We start from the raw sequence: 16,895 nt of genomic DNA, 5'->3' as shown, positions 1-16,895 counted from the left end.
ATTGGGGACAAAGGGAAAGACTTGTTTCAAGTTCTCACCCCTTGTCCCCTTGTCCCCTTGTCCCCCTTCCCCCCTACCTCATCCCCCAGAAGCCTCACTAGCGGACAATTGGACGAGGGATAGGTCTTCAACCTCCGCTAACTTTTCTAGAGAGAGGGGAGTAGATTGGGTAGCACCAGATAAACGTTTTAAAAGGCTAGGTCTGGGGTCATGCAATAGGTAAATAATGCGATCGCCAATTTCCCAATCTTGGTTAACTGGCATTACCTGTAAGCGTTCTTCTCGTTCTACCAATAACGGTATCAACACTCCAGTCCGAATTTTTTCTTGAATGCGATCGCACTGAGTGGAAAATTCTAGCTCATTTAGCGTAGTTGTCCCCAGTTTGACTCGCCCATCATTTAAATATTCATTCCAAGTTTTAATCGCTAAGTCTGGGATAAAAGCTTGATTAACTTTATTACTAACCGAAATACTCGCTTGCGGATCGCGGGGGAAAACAGCTAAAACGCGCGGCGGCTTAAATTCCTCGGCTGCTCGTTGAGCTAAAACAAAATTCACCTCGCCATTACTTGTCATCGCCAAAAAAGTGCCCATCGAAGCAAGTCCCGCCTCTTCCAAAACAGCAGCATCTAACCCACTGCTGGCAATCACTCGCAGATTTTGCGCCTCAGCTTGAACAAGACATTCGGGGTCAGTATCAATCATGACCACATTTTCTCCCCGTTCTTGAAAGAATCGGGCAATCAAAAGACTCAATGGGTTACAACCCACAATCACTACCCCAGTTACGTCCTTAGAGGTAATTTGTAACCATTTGGCAACCCAGCCAGCTGTTAGCCCTTGGCAGACAACAGTCATGATAATTGTCAGGAAGACTAAAGCTTTAATCGAATCACCGCCGTTAATGCCACGCTGGGTAAGGGAGATTGCAAAAAAAGAAGCTACAGAAGCCGCAACAATTCCTCTAGGAGCAACCCAGCTTAAAAATAGTTTCTGTCGCCAATTTAAATCACTGTTCCAGGTACACAACAAAATATTAATCGGGCGAACGACAAACATTAATACCAAAACAGTGAATAAACTACCCCAGCCCAAAGCAAACACACTGGCAATAGATAGATCGGCAGCTAATAAGATAAATAGCACCGAGACGCTGAGAATTGTTAGCTGACCCTTAAAGCTCCGTAACAGACGTTCTTCTGGGACAGAGGAGTTAGCAAAGACTGCTCCTGCAACAACTGTTGTCATGACTCCCGATTCACTGCGGATCATTTGCGATAAGGCAAACAAACCCCAAAGTATCGCCAACACCACTAAGTTTTTTAGCTCGAATGACAGAAAACTGGCGCGTTTGAAAATCAAGCTCATCAGATAACCGCCAGCACCACCAATTGCTGCACCAACACCCAGGCGTATTAATAAACCAACGATCGCATTAATTGGATCGGCATCTCCGTTCACAATGGTATCGAGGACAACGAAGGCGAGAATCGCTCCTACAGGGTCAATTAAAACCCCTTCACCTTCCAAAAGTGTTGCTACTTGCCGATCTACATTGATTTGTTTAAGCAAAGGGCCAACGACGGTTGGGCCTGTCACCACAATGATGGAAGCATAGAGAAAAGCTATATTCCAAGGAAATTCACCCAGCCAGTGAGCAGCCATACTGCCACCAAGTAGTGTGATTAGCGTTCCGAGAGTGACGAGCAATTGTAAGCTGACTGAAACCCTGCCTAACTCTCGCAGATCCAAATTCAGTCCGCCTTCAAACAAAATTATTGCAGTTGCTAGGGCGACAATAACTTCCACTCCAGTGCCCAGCAAATGGGGATGCAATAGCCCTATGCCATCAGAGCCGAACAATATGCCTAACAGCAATAACAAGACGATGCTGGGTATGCGAAAGTATGCAGCCAGCACTTGAGCGCTAATGCCTGCAAAAACAGCGATCGCCATCTGTAGGGTAATTTCAAAAGATGCTTCCATGTTGTAGATTTTGAGCGATTTATTTCAAAATCTTTGGTAAAAAATCGTAGATATTAACTCTACAGGGTACAACATCATACCCTTTTGTCCTTGGCAGAATTTACCGTTTTTTCTATCTGAGCTTCTCTCGAAGTTACCAGCACCAGACGTTGATGCACCCTGCGGCTTCCCACAGGAGCTTCTACGAAATCCTTTTTGTTTCTCCATCTCTTTGTATCCTTTTCAAGCTTTAGCCACCACCCAGTTTAGCTGCCAAAAACTTTTTTTCGCAAAAGCTGTTGACAACAGCTAGGAAATTAGTTATTTTATAAAAGGTCTGAGTCCGATGCCCCCATCGTCTAGAGGCCTAGGACACCTCCCTTTCACGGAGGTAACGGGGATTCGAATTCCCCTGGGGGTACTTAAAAAAGTAGAAGCGTGTCTTTCTACAAGTTGATAAATTAAAACGCTCGTTCAGGATTATTTCTGAACGAGCGTTTAATTATATATACGGTTTTTTGGTGGCTAACTCTTCTACACGTTGGTGAATAGCCACAAGATTCAACCGTAGGTCTTTACTCAGGCGGTTTTCAATGATTCCCACTGGCATGGTGAGTTTAGGCCAAACTTGAATTGTGTAGCAAAGATTTGTTCCTATATACTCACCAAGGGAATAAGGCTCTAAACACCAGCTACCAGAAAAACCTTTAAAATCTCCCTCTACCATCCGAAAATTAATTTCTTTGGGGAAGCATTCTTCCAAATCCAGAACCACCCGCGCCGAAAAGTTGAAATTTAGTAAGCGCTGGGAGCCTACTTGCTCCAGTCTAATTCCACCATTGGGATGCTCGATTAGACGACTCTTGGCGAGGTTGGGGAGAAAGTCAGGTAAGGCTTCATAATCTGTCAAAACCTTCCAAATTTTTTCCACCGGTTGGGGGATTTGGACTTTGGCGCTGATTTGTCGCTGTCGCTCTGCTATTTTCTGAATTTGAACTTCTACCTTAGCTGCCAAAGCGACTAGATCAGCGCTCAAATCTCCTTCAAGATTGGTGTCATCACTAGGAGACTGGAAATCAAGGTTCTCTGTTGGGTTCTGTTCTTTAGTCACATTAAGAATTATGGTTTGCTTTCGTCAGAAAATTGGGGCAGAGTCAGGGTGAAGCAAATTTCGCTCTGTTCAGAATCCGAGATTGGGAGACTCTCAACTGCGATCGCTCCATTCAAATGCTGCACTAAAGACTTGACTAGAGCAAGTCCCAAGCCAGTCCCTGGAGTCCAACGCCCTTTTCCGCGACGGAACTTGTCAAAGATGTAGGTTGCTTCTTCTTGGGAGATGGCATGTCCTGTATTCGTCACCTTTATGATAACTTGATCGATTTGTTGATCGACTCGGTGAACAGCTTCTAAATGGACGGTGGTATCATGCTGTGAGTATTTACAGGCATTAGTTAACAACTCTTGCAGGATGCGGTCAAAACTCTCCAGTTCCGTTTGCAGTTTTAGCGATTCTTCTGGTAAATCTACAGAAATCTTTAATCCCTTCTCTGCGAGTTTCTTCTCAAAAGCTATTGTTATATCCTGAATTCTAGTATTTAAATCTATAGATTCTAATTGTGGAGCTTCGTGAGGCGACTCTAGTTTCTGGAGTGTTAACAAGTCATTAATCAAGTTGATTTCCTTTGTGCATTCCTGCTCTAGGATATCCATGTATCTAATTTGACGCTCTGGTGCAATTCCTGGCAAACGTAAGTTCCGAATGGACATCAGCATATTTGTCAAAGGATAGCGCAAGCGATCGCTCATGTTGCTCAAAAATTCATCTTTGAGTTCATTGAGTTTCCGCAGTTGCTCAACATATTGCCGGGTTCTTTCATGCAACTTTGCCTGGAGTTCCAGACTACTCTGGAGTTTCGCTGTCCGCTCATCTACCAAAGTTTGTACTTGACGCAATGTCTGTGACTGAATTATGGCGTTGCTTACTTGAGCGCAAACCATTTCCACAAGATTTAATTCGGCTGCTTGCCAACTGCGAGTAGTAGCTTGCTGTAGCACCAAAAATCCTAAGATTTTACCTTGACTTTCTAACGGCACTAATAAGACGGCAGGCAATTGCTCGATCGCAAATAATGGAGCAGCTACCGAAGTATCATTTTGCTCTGTATAGTTATCAAAGATTACTGCCTTTCCAGTATCTATGAAGGGACGCTGGCACAAACCACATTCCGAAAGCAAAAAAGACTGCTGTTCTAAGGTTTCTGGTTTAGTAGTGCGACAAATTTGTGTTGCCTTCGCCCATTCACCAACCACTCTAGCTTTCGCTTTCGGAATTTGTTTTTTAGCTTGAGTCCTAAATAGTGGATCGGTATATTTTAGTAGTATAAGTAAACCTCGATCTGCCTGTAGAGATTCGGCAGTAGAGGCGATAACTAACTGGAGCATTTGATTAAGCTCCAAGTTACTGCGACTCAGTAATGTTAATTGCTTGATCAAGCTTTGATACTGATCGCCTTTTTGAAGATACTGTTGTTGATGAGTAATTAGTTTAGCTTGCGCCACTTGAGAAAAAGCGATCGCACAAGCAGACTCTACTTCTTTTAGCAGTTGTTTTTCTGATTCACTCCAATCATAAGGTTGGAATTTAATCAGATTAATCACCCCATTATTATTTCCACCAAACCTGGTGGGAATTGCCAAAACAGCTTTTATGGGTAGGGGTAAATACTGACAGCCAATTACCAAACTCTTCTGAATGATGGAAATATCTTCAATAGTCAATGGTTCAGCAGCACATTGCAGCACTGGCGAGTGCATAAGCAATTGTTCCATCGAAAACATTTCTTCTGGATGTGGCAACCCCATATATTGATCGGCACACCAATTCATAGTACTTGCTTCGTCAGATGTTTCACTCGTTACTGAAACTAAGCAGCAACAATCTACTTCAAAAGCAGTTCCTAGCAATTGGGCAATATCTTGCAACATCAAAGCCGTAGATGAGGTATTGGCAATGATTTGGTTAATCTTTTGTACCAACTGGTGGGCAGTTTCTTCCTGATGCTGCATCAGCTTGACTTTGTAAGTTTGTAGTCGATCTATGTCATCTACGTACTGTGTCGGCGACCATAAAGGCTTTTTCATTCTTGGCACGCCCTTGGATAATAAATCCATTGTTTTTGCACCCAACCCATTGGCATATTCTTCACCGTTAGTTGTGTTGCGACACCTTGATAATTGACAAATCTTATATGAATACTTTCTCTCACCTGTTATAGCCCTTTTCTATGGCAGATGGCCAAGTTGCTGCTATATAAAGCAAATTGCTACATAGGTAGTGAGATACTTAGGATATTCTAAAATGACCCAGCCTGATTATTTTTGGCTGCTTTATCTTCTTTATATTGAGATAATTAACTAACTTTGATTTAGAATATCCTGTCTGTAAGTATACATAAACCGTAAATTCTCTGGAATCTCAAGAAAATCCCCCAGTCATGACCGTAAAAACACTGGATTGATTTTAAGATTTTTGTAAAATTTTGTTTTTATTTTAGTCCTTTAAGCAGCTATCCTTTGCTCTGTGTTGCTTTCAATCAAATATAACTAAGCCAGAGCGTCAAACCAATTTTGGATTTGGGATTTTGGATTGAGACAGACTACTCTCTTAGCTCAGAGCGGGGTATGAACCAAAAAATCTAAAATATAAAATTCGTATCCCCTCAGAATTTCCTTTTATTAAGCTACAAATCTTAACAATAAGTTTTACTGATTAGAGAAAATAAAGCTAAATTCTGAATGCAGCCCAATTATTCAGTAATAAGACTTACGTACTGAAAAGCTGAAACTTCGTTTGCGTAGCCCCACTACCCCCTAACAAACACCAATTGCTCAACTTGGGTACCTAAGTTGAGCAATTGGCTTCCCTTAAACAGGGGGTATCTTAAAAGCCCCCTTTTTAAGGGGGTTGCAGCATCTCTTGTACGTCAGCCTTAAATAAAATAACTAGGCTGCATTGCCTGAATTAAGACTATCCAGCCAAACTCTCGACACTCAGAGGAACCATATCGCCATTTCTCGTCAGCCCTAACAGCATTGGTTCTTGGGGTTGAATTAGTTGACCTGTTAGTACACAACGTTCTTCTTGCTGGGCTGTGGCTGCTATGCTAGCTCGAATGTCCGCTCGGGAAAATCGAGGCTTCCATTCACCTGATTTTTGTTGGACATAATTCCAAAGAATATCTCGAATCAGAGCTTGATATCCCTGATTTCCAGCTATTTCTTTGAGCTTATCTTTGAGTTCTCGCTCTAGGCGGATGCTGGTAACTTCCATATCGGTGGTTGGGGTGCGGGCGATCGTATGCATCACTATTTCTCCTTGAAACTATAGACAGGATAGTAATACAAGTGTAGTATGTTTAAAGGAATGTTCAATAGGTGAAATTTTCTGTGAAATCCATTTTCCCCATATTTACTTCAATTTTGTGCCCTACCAATTGCCGAGCCAGTTGGGAATCAGCTGCTATGGAAGTGGAGTATTTATTTATGGGCGATGGTAGCCGAAATTATGGGCAAATCACAGAGGGTAATTATGATTTTAGACATCTCAGCATAAGTGGGTTGATTGCGAAACCACAACTAGATGAAGAAAGCGGGGGGTACAGGCAAAGGAATGCTGTACCAATATGAGACCAGAAAGTTTTCCGGTCAATTATAACCCCCGCTTCACCCAAACAGGAAGCGGGGGTTTTTTTATAAGGAGTGAAGCTGTGACGATATCTTCTGGTGCGTCCGCTATGCAAACAATGCGCGGCGCGAACGCAATGCAAGTGTTAGAGCAATCTGTGGTGGTGTTTTCTCAAAATTACTTGCCACTGTGTCGGATCAATATCAAGCGGGCGATTGTGCTGTTAGTAACCAACAAAGCTCAACCGTTAGGTTTTACCACAGAAAGCGGATGGCGAGTTCACTCACCCAACTTGGTAATTGATGTACCAAAACATATTCGCTTAACAATCACTTCTAATGAGCGGATGTGGAAAGTTCCGCCAGTGAATCGGCGGGAAGTTTTACGGCGAGATCATCACAGTTGCCAATATTGCGGTAGCGGCAAGCATCTAACACTAGATCATGTGATGCCGCGCTCAAGAGGCGGTTCTCACACTTGGGATAACGTAGTCACAGCTTGTGAGAGATGTAACTCCCGTAAAGGCGATCGCACCCTGTTTGAGTCTGGTATGCAATTACGTACCAAACCAAAAGCGCCAATTCACCCCGCGATTTCTTTTGCCGAACAGTTTTGGATAGATATGCAAGGAAGCCTGGAATAGCAGGAGAGCATAAGGAATGCTGAAATTAACTTACACAGAAAGCAGTTTTGATTTGGAATGTCTCACTCTGTCGCTAGAAGAATGGGTAGCGCAGCGAGTGATTTTGGCCCTGCGAGTTGGGCAAAGTTTGTGCATTGAACCCAGTACTGCTTCCTTTTTGCTCCCTGTGGATTTGCCAGGAGTAGAAGTGCTTAAGGCTGAGGTAAAAAGAGATGACAGAGAAATCATTGCTCTCTGTGCCTCTGATACCCAATATATGGAAGTCACTCTGCAAGGTTCTTGGCTATCAGATAGTTCTAAGGATGCTGTAGGTGTGTTTTTCACCACTATGAGCGATCGCGCTGAGTTCTTTTTGCACAAACTTTGGCAGGAAGCTCAAGCTTGTGCTTCTGTCATGAGTGAATAAACGAAATAGTAGGGTGAGAAATTCTCACCCTTTATTGCGCCATTTGTAGCAGTTCGGGAATTGTCACAAATCGATAGCCTTGCTGTTTGAGTCCACTGATGATTTGTGGCAAAGCTTCTACTGTTCTTCGGCGATCGCCACCACCGTCATGCATCAAAACAATAGAACCTGGTTTCGCGCCTTTCAAGACATTATTTACAAATGCTTGCGGTTTGGCATGAGGATCAGTATCAGCTGAAGTTAACGACCACATAATGACAGCATTTTTCTGGCTTTTCGCATAAGCAGCTAGTCCGTTATTTAAAAAGCCTCCAGGAGGACGAAACAGAGCAGTTTTCACCCCTGTAGTTTTGTATATCACGTCAGATGTGCGATCAATTTCACTTTTGGCTGTGGCTTCATCCATTCGCCGATACCAATGATGCCAAGTATGGTTGCCAATGGCGTGTCCCTCGGCCACTACTTGTTTGGCTAGGTCGGGATTTGCTTGCAAAGCTTGTCCTACCCAAAAGAATGTTGCTTTAACATCATTTTGCTTGAGGATATCTAGCATTTCTAGGGTTGTTTTTGGCCAAGGCCCATCATCAATGCTCAGAGCAATAACCTTTTCGTTGCTGCTGAGTTGAACTTTATAAACTGTTTTTCCTTGAAATTTAGCTGGGACTGTAAATGTAGGGTTTTCTACTTTGGTTGATGGCGGTAGTTGGACATTAACTAGGCCCTTTGCTGGATCTTGAACTTGTGCAGTGTGGCTTTTGCTCACTGGCTGGTTCAACCCCAATTGTGGGGAAGTGCCTGGAGCGATACTACAAGCTGTAATACTAGAGGCGATCGCAATAAAACTAATTATTTTTTGTCGCTTGAGGTAGTTGTCTGTCACGTCAGGCTTTTAAAAACTCACCCAAGCATAACTGTAGTTTGAATTTTCAGAGGGGCTAAGTAAGTTCAAACCTAAGTGCAGAAACTCTTCTAGACAATTTCAAAAAAACTTTCTGAAACCCCTTGACACCTTTTGTAGTATTTTGTAGTATAAATGTAGTGGAGCGGAAAACAAGCTTCCCAAGAGTCAAAGTTATGTTCTACATACAACTAAAGGACAGGCTTGGAATAAACCAAAGTCCTCAGTCAACAAAGCTGCTCCTACTGCAAACCATCGGCAGTAGAGGTAACAAACGAAAAAAGTTCTAAGTTTGCACTCATTAAAACCACTGAATACATCCGTAATACACAAAAGGCTTGCTACCTAGAATTTCGGTTGTTTTCTTAACAGTTTCTAACGGTAAAAAGTCAATTATCTGAACCTTGAAAACTAAATAAGAAATGGGCAAGTTCACCAACAAAATCTGTGCCTAAAAACCTCAAAGTTTAAGCACAGATTCAAAAAATCGGGGTGTAGCTCAATTGGCTAGAGCGTTCCGTTGTCTGCGGAAATGTTGCGGGTTCAAATCCCGTCACCCTGGTTGTAGTCCTGTAGGCGAATAGTTTAAGCCGTCAGCCTCTCAAACTGAAGATTGCGAGTGCAAATCTCGTCGGGACTCCCAAATGGTCAGGTAGCCAAGTGGTCGAAGGCGTTGGTTTGCAAAACCGATTAGCGCGGGTTCAAATCCCGCCCTGACCTCTGGTGCGATCGCAGTGTAGCTTAACCAGCAAAGCCCCAGGTTCATACCCTGGTATATGCGGGTGCAAATCCCGCCACTGCCACCAAATGCAGGGATGGTGTAACGGCAACACATCGTGACTCCAAATCCGATGTTCTAGGTTCAAATCCTAGTCCCTGTGTCAGACAATTTTGGATTTTAGATTGCCAATTTTAGATTAAAAAAGTTAATCCCAAATCTAAAATTCAGTCAATTATGCCCTCGTGGACGAATGGTTAAGTCAGTGTTCTTTCAAAGCACAGATGCGAGTTCAATTCTCGTCGAGGGAATGATTTATGGGTCGGTGGCCGAGTCTGGTTGAAGGCGACAGTCTGTAAAACTGTTCTTTTTTGCACGCAGGTACCCTGCGGGAAGCAATCTACAAATCCTGCTCGACCCACTATGGAGAGGTGGCTGAGTGGCTAAAAGCGTCCTCCTGCTAAGAGGAAGCGGGTAATTAATACCCGTCGCAGGTTCAAATCCTGTTCTCTCCGTTTTGAGAGTGTGGTGTAACTGGATAACATCTCAGTCTACGAAACTGAAGATTTGAGGGTTCGATTCCCTCCGCTCTCGCTCGTTACATGATCTCTTCTTCTATCCCTCGGTAGCTCAGTTGGTAGTTAGCGCCTGTTTGTTCGCGTAGCGTGTCTGAAAGACAAGAACAGGAGGTCGTCGGTTCGATTCCGACCTGGGGGGCTTCGTTGCCTCATAGCTCAATGGTAGAGCAAGCGGCTGTTAACCGCGCGGTTGTAGGTTCGAGTCCTACTGAGGCAGCCATTCATTGCAGGATGGACGATTGGCAAGTCGCCTTGACTCTGAATCAAGGAGAGGTTGGTTCAACCCCAATTCCTGCATCCAACATAAAATTAAGGGCATACTTATTAAAAAATAAATAACGTGCGTATGACATAATATGGAGGTATGAGAAGAAATGACATCCTAAAAAAAGAAGCACAAATTAGGCAATGGATTGACGATCATCGTTCTAAAGCTTTTATTTGTCGTCAATTAAATTGCAAACCTCTTACTTTAGACTTTTATCTAGCTAAATTGAACATTGTCTATAAAGGAAATAAAGGTGGACAAGGACGCAAATCAAATAGGCTAAAGCCAGCAAGTGATTACTGTTACAAAGGGTCAACTATTCAGACGCATAGTTTGAAACTCAAGCTCATTAGGGATGGTATTAAAGTTCCAAAGTGTGAGTCTTGTCACACTGACACTTGGCTTGATAGTACTATTCCTTTAGAGCTTCATCATATCAATGGAGATAGGCATGACAATAGATTGGAAAATCTCCTACTATTATGTCCTAACTGTCACGCTTTGACTGATAACCATGCAGGCAAGGCTCATAAAGATTTAGAGCGAAAGTTAAAATTCGCAGAATCAATAAATGAGATTGAGGCTAACGAGCGTTTCATCAGCGTCTTAGTGTTTGATAGTGCAGAAAGTCGCGATCGCTGGCACAAAATACCATTAGTACTAAGACAACTTATTAACAATGGAGATGGCATTTATAGTTGTCAATTTGCACACGGAACTTGCTCGTACTGTGGCAAATTACTAACTAGCCCAGATCAAGATACTTACTGTTCTCAGCAATGTTCTAAATTAGCCTGTAGAAAAACTGTAAGACCTTCTAAAGAAAAACTAGAAAAAATGATTTGGACTAAACCAACTTCTCAAATAGCAAAAGATTTTGGTGTAAGTGACAAGGCGGTGGAAAAATGGTGTAAAGCTTACGGTATTGAAAAACCGCCTAGAGGTTATTGGGCAAAAAAACAATATTCCAAGCTTTAGATGTGATTGATATTCTTTGATTTTTGCCCCTGTAGCCCAATTGGTACGAGGCACTTTATTTAGGGTAAAGAGGATGCTGGTTCAAATCCAGTCAGGGGTATTGGTGAATATGCGGGGATAGAGCAACGGTGGCTCATCAGGCTCATAACTTGAATATCGGCAGGTTCGACTCCTTCCTTGCCCCTGTCACCAAAAATAGTGCTGGTGTAGCTCAATTGGCAGAGCAACTGACTTGTAATCAGTAGGTTGCAGGTTCAATTCCTGTTACCAGCTTGATGCGGGTGTGATGTAATCGGTAGCATCTGAGTACGCCATACTCAGTACGTGTGTACTCTTCCCTCCGGGACGCTCCGCGAACGAGAACGCTACGAGAACAACTCCCTCCACTCGCTTGCGTAGTCCTGTAGCTTCAACGGTAGAGCAAGTGCCTTACAACCCACATTCCGCAGGTTAGTTAAGAAAGAAGATAATATTTTCGACAAGGAGCGCCAAAAAACTGAAGAATCCATTGCCTTTCATGGGTTAAGTTGGCAATTTGCTTGATTTGGGAGACGGTAACCAAATGAATTGACATAAAACATTGGAACACCCAACGTAAGGTGGGAGTAGAAGTTGGTTTACCCAACTGATTATCAATAGTTTTTTTTGCCCGTTCTAAGGCTTGACGTAAAGCTCTTTGACCCAGACTATAAACAAGCAAGCACAAACCCATAATCATTGCTAATGCGGCAACTCGCTCAGTCGAATTGAGAAAGACACTGGAAGTAAAAAATAAAGGGTCTTTGAGAAATCGGAAACCACGCTCAGTAGACTGCTGTGCCTTATATTCACGTAAAACATCTTCATCGCTGAGTTCTTCGGCATCGAGGACATTGGTCGCTAAAATAAATCTTCCAGCGCGTTTGGTTTCGATGGCGATGGCTATTTCCTTGGGTTCTAGCGTGGCATCGACTTGGTAGTAAAAGGTAGGGGCAGCATCCTTACTGGGTCTACCACGTCCAGTATGTTTTTTTACTTCCTTAACCTGGATATTAGCCAGTTGGTGTAAGGGCAACTTAGAACTGAGCCGTTGTGCCGCAATCAGAGCATCTTTTGAGCAAGCAAATTCTTGGTTTGACAACTGCCGAAGTTCGGATTGGGCAACTGATAACTTTTTAATTAAACGTTTTTCCAACTGCTTGAGGTCAGCTTCTTTTCTGGCTTGACTTTCGTTAGTCCCGCCTCATATAATTTGTCCAATACTCGACCCAAACGGTCATCGTTTAAGTGTTCTGGACGTATTCCTTCTCCTAAAAGATGCTCGGTAGCTTTGCCTACGAAAAACTTTTCAAACAAATATAACGGCGCACTCACGAATCCTAATCCGTTTAAAATCATTGCTTTTACAACTTGACCTGCACTGATGATTTCTTGAGAGTGAGTTCCCAGCAGTCGGTTAATTTGTTCTACTAAATTCATCTCATCACAGATGCCTGCGACTATGCCGCAGTGGTCAATATCCTGTACCCTGATATTTAATGATGCTGTCATGCTTCTAAAATGCAGCATTTAGGTCATTTTCAAAAATACAGCATTTACGAGCGCACCTGCGGAATCTGGGTTCGATTCCTCCATCTTCCTCTTTTTCCACCTGGAGCCGAAAAGCGAGGCGCTGTGCTGATAACACAGAAATAGGAGGGGCAGTACCTCCCTGGTGGATTTATATCTAGTGTTGGTGTAGGGCTTGCGATGTAAAAAATATACGATCGCACTTGCTCATTTCTTAAATTAACTAGGGTGGTTGGCATATCGGCTGTGCAGCGAGCTTTTAACTCGCAGAAATAGGTTCGACCCCTATACCACCCACTAAAACAATTAAAAATTTAAAATTCAAAATTCAAAATTAAGAAATGCAATCTTAGTTAGCCTTTTGGCAATCGCTAATATGCAACTTGAATGCGGGTTGGGTTATGAATAGCAACTAGCGATCGCTAATTGAGCATGTTGCAATAGTATATCTTTATCCAAAATTTCTATGGGATATTGCGGTGTTACTGCCAGCAGTTTCTCAATTCTTTCTCTGGCTGCTTCCACTACTGATTCGTCTAAACTACCCTTGCTAAGAGAATCGACGAAATCTTCAGCAATCTGATAAGTTCTTTCAATAGATGATGAATTGATATTGCGCGAGACAATGAACAGGTCACAGCCTGCATGAAACGATCGCGCCACAGTACCAGCTTTCATAAACATATCTGAGATCGCTTTCATATCCAAGTCGTCAGATACAACCACTCCCTGAAAGCCAAGTTCTTCCCTAAGTATGGTTTTGAGGATAGGCTCGGATAGCGTTGCTGGTAAATCTGCATCTATCCTAGGAAATAAAATATGGGCAGTCATGATTAAAGGTATCTGTACTTCGATTAAAGCTCTGAAAGGTACAAGTTCTCGAAGTCGCAGGTCTTCTAAAGTTAAATCCAGTATTGGTAGCTCAATGTGAGAGTCTTTGCTAGTGTCTCCATGTCCAGGGAAGTGTTTGGCGCATCCCAAAATTCCTGATTCTTGAAGTCCAAGGTAGTATTCACGGGCATCTTTTGCGGCGATTTCGGGAGTGTTACCGAAGGCACGAGGCCCAATGACAGGGTTGTGGGGATGGGAAAAAACATCTGCTACAGGAGCCCAAGATAAATTTATTCCCAGTGATTTTAGTTCTGTAGCTGTGGCTTTTGCTACTTCGCGGGCGTGCGATCGCAACAACAATGCGTGAGGAAATCGCGTAATTGGCATTGGTGTACGAATGACACGACCTCCTTCATGATCCAGAGTCATAAACATTGAATCACGTTCAGCATATTCTCGTATCTGGCTGTTTAAATCCTTGAAGCTTTCTAGCCAAACTTGATATGGAGCGCCATCCAAAAAGTTTTTAGCAAAAAATATCACCCCAATCGGCTTTAATTCACTGAGTGCGCGTTTATCATCATCGCTTAGTGTAGTGCCGGAAATACCTAAAATCAGGTGATTTCCAAAGTGTTTTAGCTCCTGCGAACCACTCATAATCTTTTACCTAACTGAGGTGTTTAATAGCAATCTATAACCAGTACCCTAGATATTTTCTCAGATTTAGAGGCACGGATTCCCAAAGAAATCAACTACTTTTGAGATTACCTATTTTCTGTCAAAGGAATTACTTTTGTCTCGTTAAATTTTCTTCACCTAAATCTAGATAAAATACTCGCTAAAACCTATTGCCAACAATGGTATTAGTAATTTTGTTGGGCAGTTGTGCGTAGGTAAAATTCCCTTTGATCAAAGTTTTTTGGGGAAGCGATCGCACAATAACCGTCAAATGTAACAGATTGCAACGTATAATGAGAACGATAAAACCGTTAAGAAATATTGAAGGGCATTAGGGTTAAATGCGAGTAGCGATCGCGGGAGCGGGACTAGCAGGACTTTCCTGCGCGAAATATCTCACGGACGCAGGTCACACACCCATTGTCTTGGAAAGCCGGGACGTACTGGGTGGTCTGGTTGCGGCGTGGAAAGACTCTGACGGCGACTGGTACGAAACCGGGTTACACGCCTTCTTTGGGGCATATCCTAATATGCTCCAATTGCTCAAGGAGTTGGGCATTGAAGATAGACTCCAGTGGAAAGAGCATACACTGATTTTTAATCAACCAGACAAGCCTGGAAGACTCTCACGTTTTGATGTTCCAGATATTCCATCTCCTTTCAACGTCATAGCATCGATTCTTCGCAACAAAGACATGTTGACTTGGGAGCAGAAGATTCGATTTGCCGTTGGTCTACTTCCCGCAGTGGTTCGGGGTCAGAAGTATGTCGAAGAGATGGACAAATATAGCTTCTTAGAGTGGTTGAAAAGGCAAGGTGTTGATGAGCGGGTAACTAGTGACGTTTTTATCGCCGCATGTAAAGCACTCACCTTTATCAATCCTGATGAAGTTTCCGCAACGATTCTCTTAACTGCACTAAATCGTTTTTTGCAAGAACGATATGGCTCCAAGATTGCATTTTTAGATGGTTCTCCCACAGAACGTCTATGCAGCCCGATTGTAGATTACATTACAGAACGCGGTGGAGAAGTGCGGCTAAATGCCCCCTTGAAAGAAATTTTGCTCAACGCCGATGGCACGGTGAAGGCATACTTGATTCGAGGGTTAAATGGGGCAGAAGATGAAGTTATTACAGCTGATTCGTATGTATCTGCCATTTCAGTTGACCCATTAAAGGTGATGTTGCCTAAACCTTGGAAGCTGATGGAGTTTTTTCAAAAGCTAGAAGGTTTAGAAGGAGTACCAGTGATTAACCTCCATCTGTGGTTTGACCGGAAACTTACAGAAATTGATCACCTACTTTTTTCGCGATCGCCCCTCCTAAGCGTTTATGCTGATATGAGCAATACCTGCCGTGAATACGCCAACCCCAATCGCTCAATGCTGGAATTAGTTCTAGCTCCGGCAAAAGATTGGATTGCCAAATCCGATGAGGAGATTGTGGCTGCAACGCTTGCTGAATTGGAAAAACTTTTCCCAGACCACTTTGGGGGAGACAATCCAGCAATGTTGCTAAAATCTCATGTGGTGAAAACGCCGCGTTCAGTTTACAAAGCGACCCCTGGTCGTCAACAGTACCGTCCCGCACAAGTTACGCCCATTGCCAACTTCTATCTCGCCGGAAGTTATACCATGCAACGCTACTTAGGCAGTATGGAAGGTGCCGTACTTTCTGGTAAGCTGACAGCGCAGGCAATTTCTGAGGCTCTCCCGGTAGCAAATTCCTCAAACCTGCAAACGCTCACCCGACCGCCCGCAACGAATGCTGCAACTGCCTGATTCCCCCCCGCGCATGAAAACGCTGGTCTCTGTAGACGAGTCATACAAACTTTGCCGACATCTCACAGCAAAGTATGCCAAGACTTTTTACCTGGGTACTTTGCTCATGAGTCCGGTAAAACGTCAATCTATTTGGTCAATTTACGCTTGGTGTCGCCGTACAGATGAATTAGTGGATGGGCCCGCATCTGCTATTACCACGCCAGAAACCCTAGACCTATGGGAACAGCAGCTGGAATCGATTTTTGCGGGACGACCATTAGAAAATTACGATGTCGCTTTAGTTGATACCCTCCAGCGCTTTCCGATGGACATTCAGCCCTTTCGGGATATGATTGCCGGTCAGCGTATGGACTTATATCGCAGTCGTTATGAAACCTTTGAGGATTTATACCTCTACTGTTACCGCGTTGCTGGCACTGTTGGCTTAATGTCAACAGAAGTAATGGGTGTAGATAGCACCCTATACACCGCTCCGTGGCATCAGAACAAACAACCATATCTTCCCACAGAAGAAGCGATCGCTCTGGGAATTGCCAATCAACTCACCAACATCCTGCGGGATGTGGGAGAAGATGCCAAACGGGGGCGAATCTACATTCCCCTTGAGGACTTGGAAAAATTCAACTACACCGAGCAAGACTTCTTCAAAGGTGTGGTAGATGATCGCTGGCGGGCGCTGATGCGCTTTCAAATTGAACGGGCCCGTCAATTCTATACCACGTCAAACCAGGGAATAACTTATCTAGCATCCGATGCCCGTTGGCCTGTATGGGCAGCATCAATGCTGTACGGCCAGATTTTGGAGGTGATTGAACGCAACGATTACGATGTGTTCAGTCGGCGGGCTTTCGTTCCCCAGTGGAAAAAGTTACGCACCTTGCCCTTAGCTTGGATGCGATCGCAAGTTCTTTAA

General features: G+C 43.5%; 12 protein-coding genes, 17 tRNA genes and 1 pseudogene. 23 read left to right on the top strand and 7 right to left on the bottom strand.

The window, feature by feature from the left end:
• Positions 1-78: 78 nt before the first annotated feature.
• A complete protein-coding gene (locus GJB62_RS24325; protein WP_114083737.1) occupies positions 79-1,989 on the bottom strand; it encodes a cation:proton antiporter in 1,911 nt (636 codons plus the stop codon).
• A 327-nt stretch (positions 1,990-2,316) separates the two neighbouring features.
• Here GJB62_RS24325 and GJB62_RS24320 point away from each other — a divergent pair.
• Positions 2,317-2,389: transfer RNA gene (locus tag GJB62_RS24320), tRNA-Glu, on the top strand.
• Between the two features lie 81 nt (positions 2,390-2,470).
• On the opposite strand, the gene GJB62_RS24315 is transcribed toward GJB62_RS24320, so the two are convergent.
• The 3 genes from GJB62_RS24315 to GJB62_RS24305 all read right to left on the bottom strand — a co-directional run bounded on the left by GJB62_RS24315 (position 2,471) and on the right by GJB62_RS24305 (position 6,331).
• A complete protein-coding gene (locus GJB62_RS24315) occupies positions 2,471-3,079 on the bottom strand; it encodes an SRPBCC family protein (RefSeq protein ID WP_114083736.1) in 609 nt (202 codons plus the stop codon).
• A gap of 8 nt (positions 3,080-3,087) precedes the next feature.
• Positions 3,088-5,109 (bottom strand): GAF domain-containing protein, encoded by a 2,022-nt coding sequence (locus tag GJB62_RS24310; protein WP_179074837.1) that lies wholly within the window; start codon positions 5,107-5,109, stop codon positions 3,088-3,090.
• A gap of 886 nt (positions 5,110-5,995) precedes the next feature.
• Positions 5,996-6,331, bottom strand: coding sequence for a hypothetical protein (locus GJB62_RS24305; RefSeq protein WP_012409307.1), 336 nt, complete (start codon positions 6,329-6,331; stop codon positions 5,996-5,998).
• A gap of 71 nt (positions 6,332-6,402) precedes the next feature.
• Here GJB62_RS24305 and GJB62_RS37600 point away from each other — a divergent pair, with 71 nt between their 5' ends.
• The 3 genes from GJB62_RS37600 (at position 6,403) to GJB62_RS24295 (ending at position 7,701) form a co-directional block, all read left to right on the top strand.
• Positions 6,403-6,654 (top strand): hypothetical protein, encoded by a 252-nt coding sequence (locus GJB62_RS37600; RefSeq protein WP_114083735.1) that lies wholly within the window; start codon positions 6,403-6,405, stop codon positions 6,652-6,654.
• Between the two features lie 134 nt (positions 6,655-6,788).
• A complete protein-coding gene (locus GJB62_RS24300; protein ID WP_114083778.1) occupies positions 6,789-7,295 on the top strand; it encodes an HNH endonuclease in 507 nt (168 codons plus the stop codon).
• 16 nt (positions 7,296-7,311) lie between these two features.
• On the top strand, positions 7,312-7,701 hold the full coding sequence (locus GJB62_RS24295) for an alr0857 family protein (protein WP_012409304.1): 390 nt from the start codon (positions 7,312-7,314) through the stop codon (positions 7,699-7,701).
• 31 nt (positions 7,702-7,732) lie between these two features.
• On the opposite strand, the gene GJB62_RS24290 is transcribed toward GJB62_RS24295, so the two are convergent.
• Positions 7,733-8,581: a polysaccharide deacetylase family protein gene (locus GJB62_RS24290; RefSeq protein WP_114083734.1), complete on the bottom strand. Its 849-nt coding sequence runs from the start codon at positions 8,579-8,581 to the stop codon at positions 7,733-7,735.
• A gap of 506 nt (positions 8,582-9,087) precedes the next feature.
• Here GJB62_RS24290 and GJB62_RS24285 point away from each other — a divergent pair.
• The 16 genes from GJB62_RS24285 to GJB62_RS24210 all read left to right on the top strand — a co-directional run bounded on the left by GJB62_RS24285 (position 9,088) and on the right by GJB62_RS24210 (position 11,414).
• A tRNA-Asp gene (locus GJB62_RS24285) sits at positions 9,088-9,161 on the top strand.
• A 4-nt stretch (positions 9,162-9,165) separates the two neighbouring features.
• Positions 9,166-9,242, top strand: a tRNA-Glu gene (locus GJB62_RS24280).
• Between the two features lie 3 nt (positions 9,243-9,245).
• Positions 9,246-9,319, top strand: a tRNA-Cys gene (locus GJB62_RS24275).
• 10 nt (positions 9,320-9,329) lie between these two features.
• A tRNA-Met gene (locus GJB62_RS24270) sits at positions 9,330-9,405 on the top strand.
• 3 nt (positions 9,406-9,408) lie between these two features.
• Positions 9,409-9,480: transfer RNA gene (locus tag GJB62_RS24265), tRNA-Trp, on the top strand.
• 77 nt (positions 9,481-9,557) lie between these two features.
• Positions 9,558-9,628, top strand: a tRNA-Glu gene (locus tag GJB62_RS24260).
• 8 nt (positions 9,629-9,636) lie between these two features.
• Positions 9,637-9,738 (top strand) — tRNA-Tyr (locus GJB62_RS24255).
• Positions 9,739-9,742: 4 nt separating this feature from the next.
• Positions 9,743-9,832: transfer RNA gene (locus GJB62_RS24250), tRNA-Ser, on the top strand.
• A 4-nt stretch (positions 9,833-9,836) separates the two neighbouring features.
• Positions 9,837-9,911, top strand: a tRNA-Arg gene (locus tag GJB62_RS24245).
• 25 nt (positions 9,912-9,936) lie between these two features.
• Positions 9,937-10,034, top strand: a tRNA-OTHER gene (locus GJB62_RS24240).
• A gap of 6 nt (positions 10,035-10,040) precedes the next feature.
• A tRNA-Asn gene (locus tag GJB62_RS24235) sits at positions 10,041-10,115 on the top strand.
• A 5-nt stretch (positions 10,116-10,120) separates the two neighbouring features.
• Positions 10,121-10,196: transfer RNA gene (locus tag GJB62_RS24230), tRNA-Gln, on the top strand.
• A 63-nt stretch (positions 10,197-10,259) separates the two neighbouring features.
• The gene (locus tag GJB62_RS37595; RefSeq protein ID WP_181852894.1) at positions 10,260-11,141 is read left to right on the top strand and encodes an HNH endonuclease signature motif containing protein; all 882 of its coding nucleotides are present in this window, start codon (positions 10,260-10,262) and stop codon (positions 11,139-11,141) included.
• A 25-nt stretch (positions 11,142-11,166) separates the two neighbouring features.
• Positions 11,167-11,241, top strand: a tRNA-Leu gene (locus GJB62_RS24220).
• A gap of 11 nt (positions 11,242-11,252) precedes the next feature.
• Positions 11,253-11,333: transfer RNA gene (locus GJB62_RS24215), tRNA-Met, on the top strand.
• A gap of 8 nt (positions 11,334-11,341) precedes the next feature.
• Positions 11,342-11,414, top strand: a tRNA-Thr gene (locus tag GJB62_RS24210).
• Between the two features lie 181 nt (positions 11,415-11,595).
• Here GJB62_RS24210 and GJB62_RS24205 read toward each other — a convergent pair.
• A pseudogene (locus GJB62_RS24205) lies at positions 11,596-12,671 on the bottom strand (IS1634 family transposase).
• A 244-nt stretch (positions 12,672-12,915) separates the two neighbouring features.
• Here GJB62_RS24205 and GJB62_RS24200 point away from each other — a divergent pair.
• Positions 12,916-12,986, top strand: a tRNA-Lys gene (locus tag GJB62_RS24200).
• A gap of 102 nt (positions 12,987-13,088) precedes the next feature.
• Here GJB62_RS24200 and nagZ read toward each other — a convergent pair.
• The gene (nagZ, locus tag GJB62_RS24195) at positions 13,089-14,177 is read right to left on the bottom strand and encodes a beta-N-acetylhexosaminidase (protein WP_114084060.1); all 1,089 of its coding nucleotides are present in this window, start codon (positions 14,175-14,177) and stop codon (positions 13,089-13,091) included.
• A gap of 362 nt (positions 14,178-14,539) precedes the next feature.
• On the opposite strand from nagZ, the gene pds reads away from it, so the two are divergent.
• A complete protein-coding gene (pds, locus tag GJB62_RS24190; RefSeq protein WP_114084059.1) occupies positions 14,540-15,979 on the top strand; it encodes a 15-cis-phytoene desaturase in 1,440 nt (479 codons plus the stop codon).
• Positions 15,963-16,895 carry a 15-cis-phytoene synthase CrtB gene (gene crtB, locus GJB62_RS24185; protein WP_012409300.1) on the top strand — a complete coding sequence of 311 codons (933 nt, stop codon included), beginning with the start codon at positions 15,963-15,965 and terminating at the stop codon, positions 16,893-16,895. The genes pds and crtB overlap by 17 nt, the downstream gene beginning before the upstream one ends.

The sequence above is a fragment of the Nostoc sp. ATCC 53789 genome (genome assembly GCF_009873495.1).
Classification (GTDB): domain Bacteria; phylum Cyanobacteriota; class Cyanobacteriia; order Cyanobacteriales; family Nostocaceae; genus Nostoc; species Nostoc muscorum_A.
Note: the sequence above shows the minus strand (reverse complement) of the source record. Positions and strands in the feature narration are given on the sequence as shown.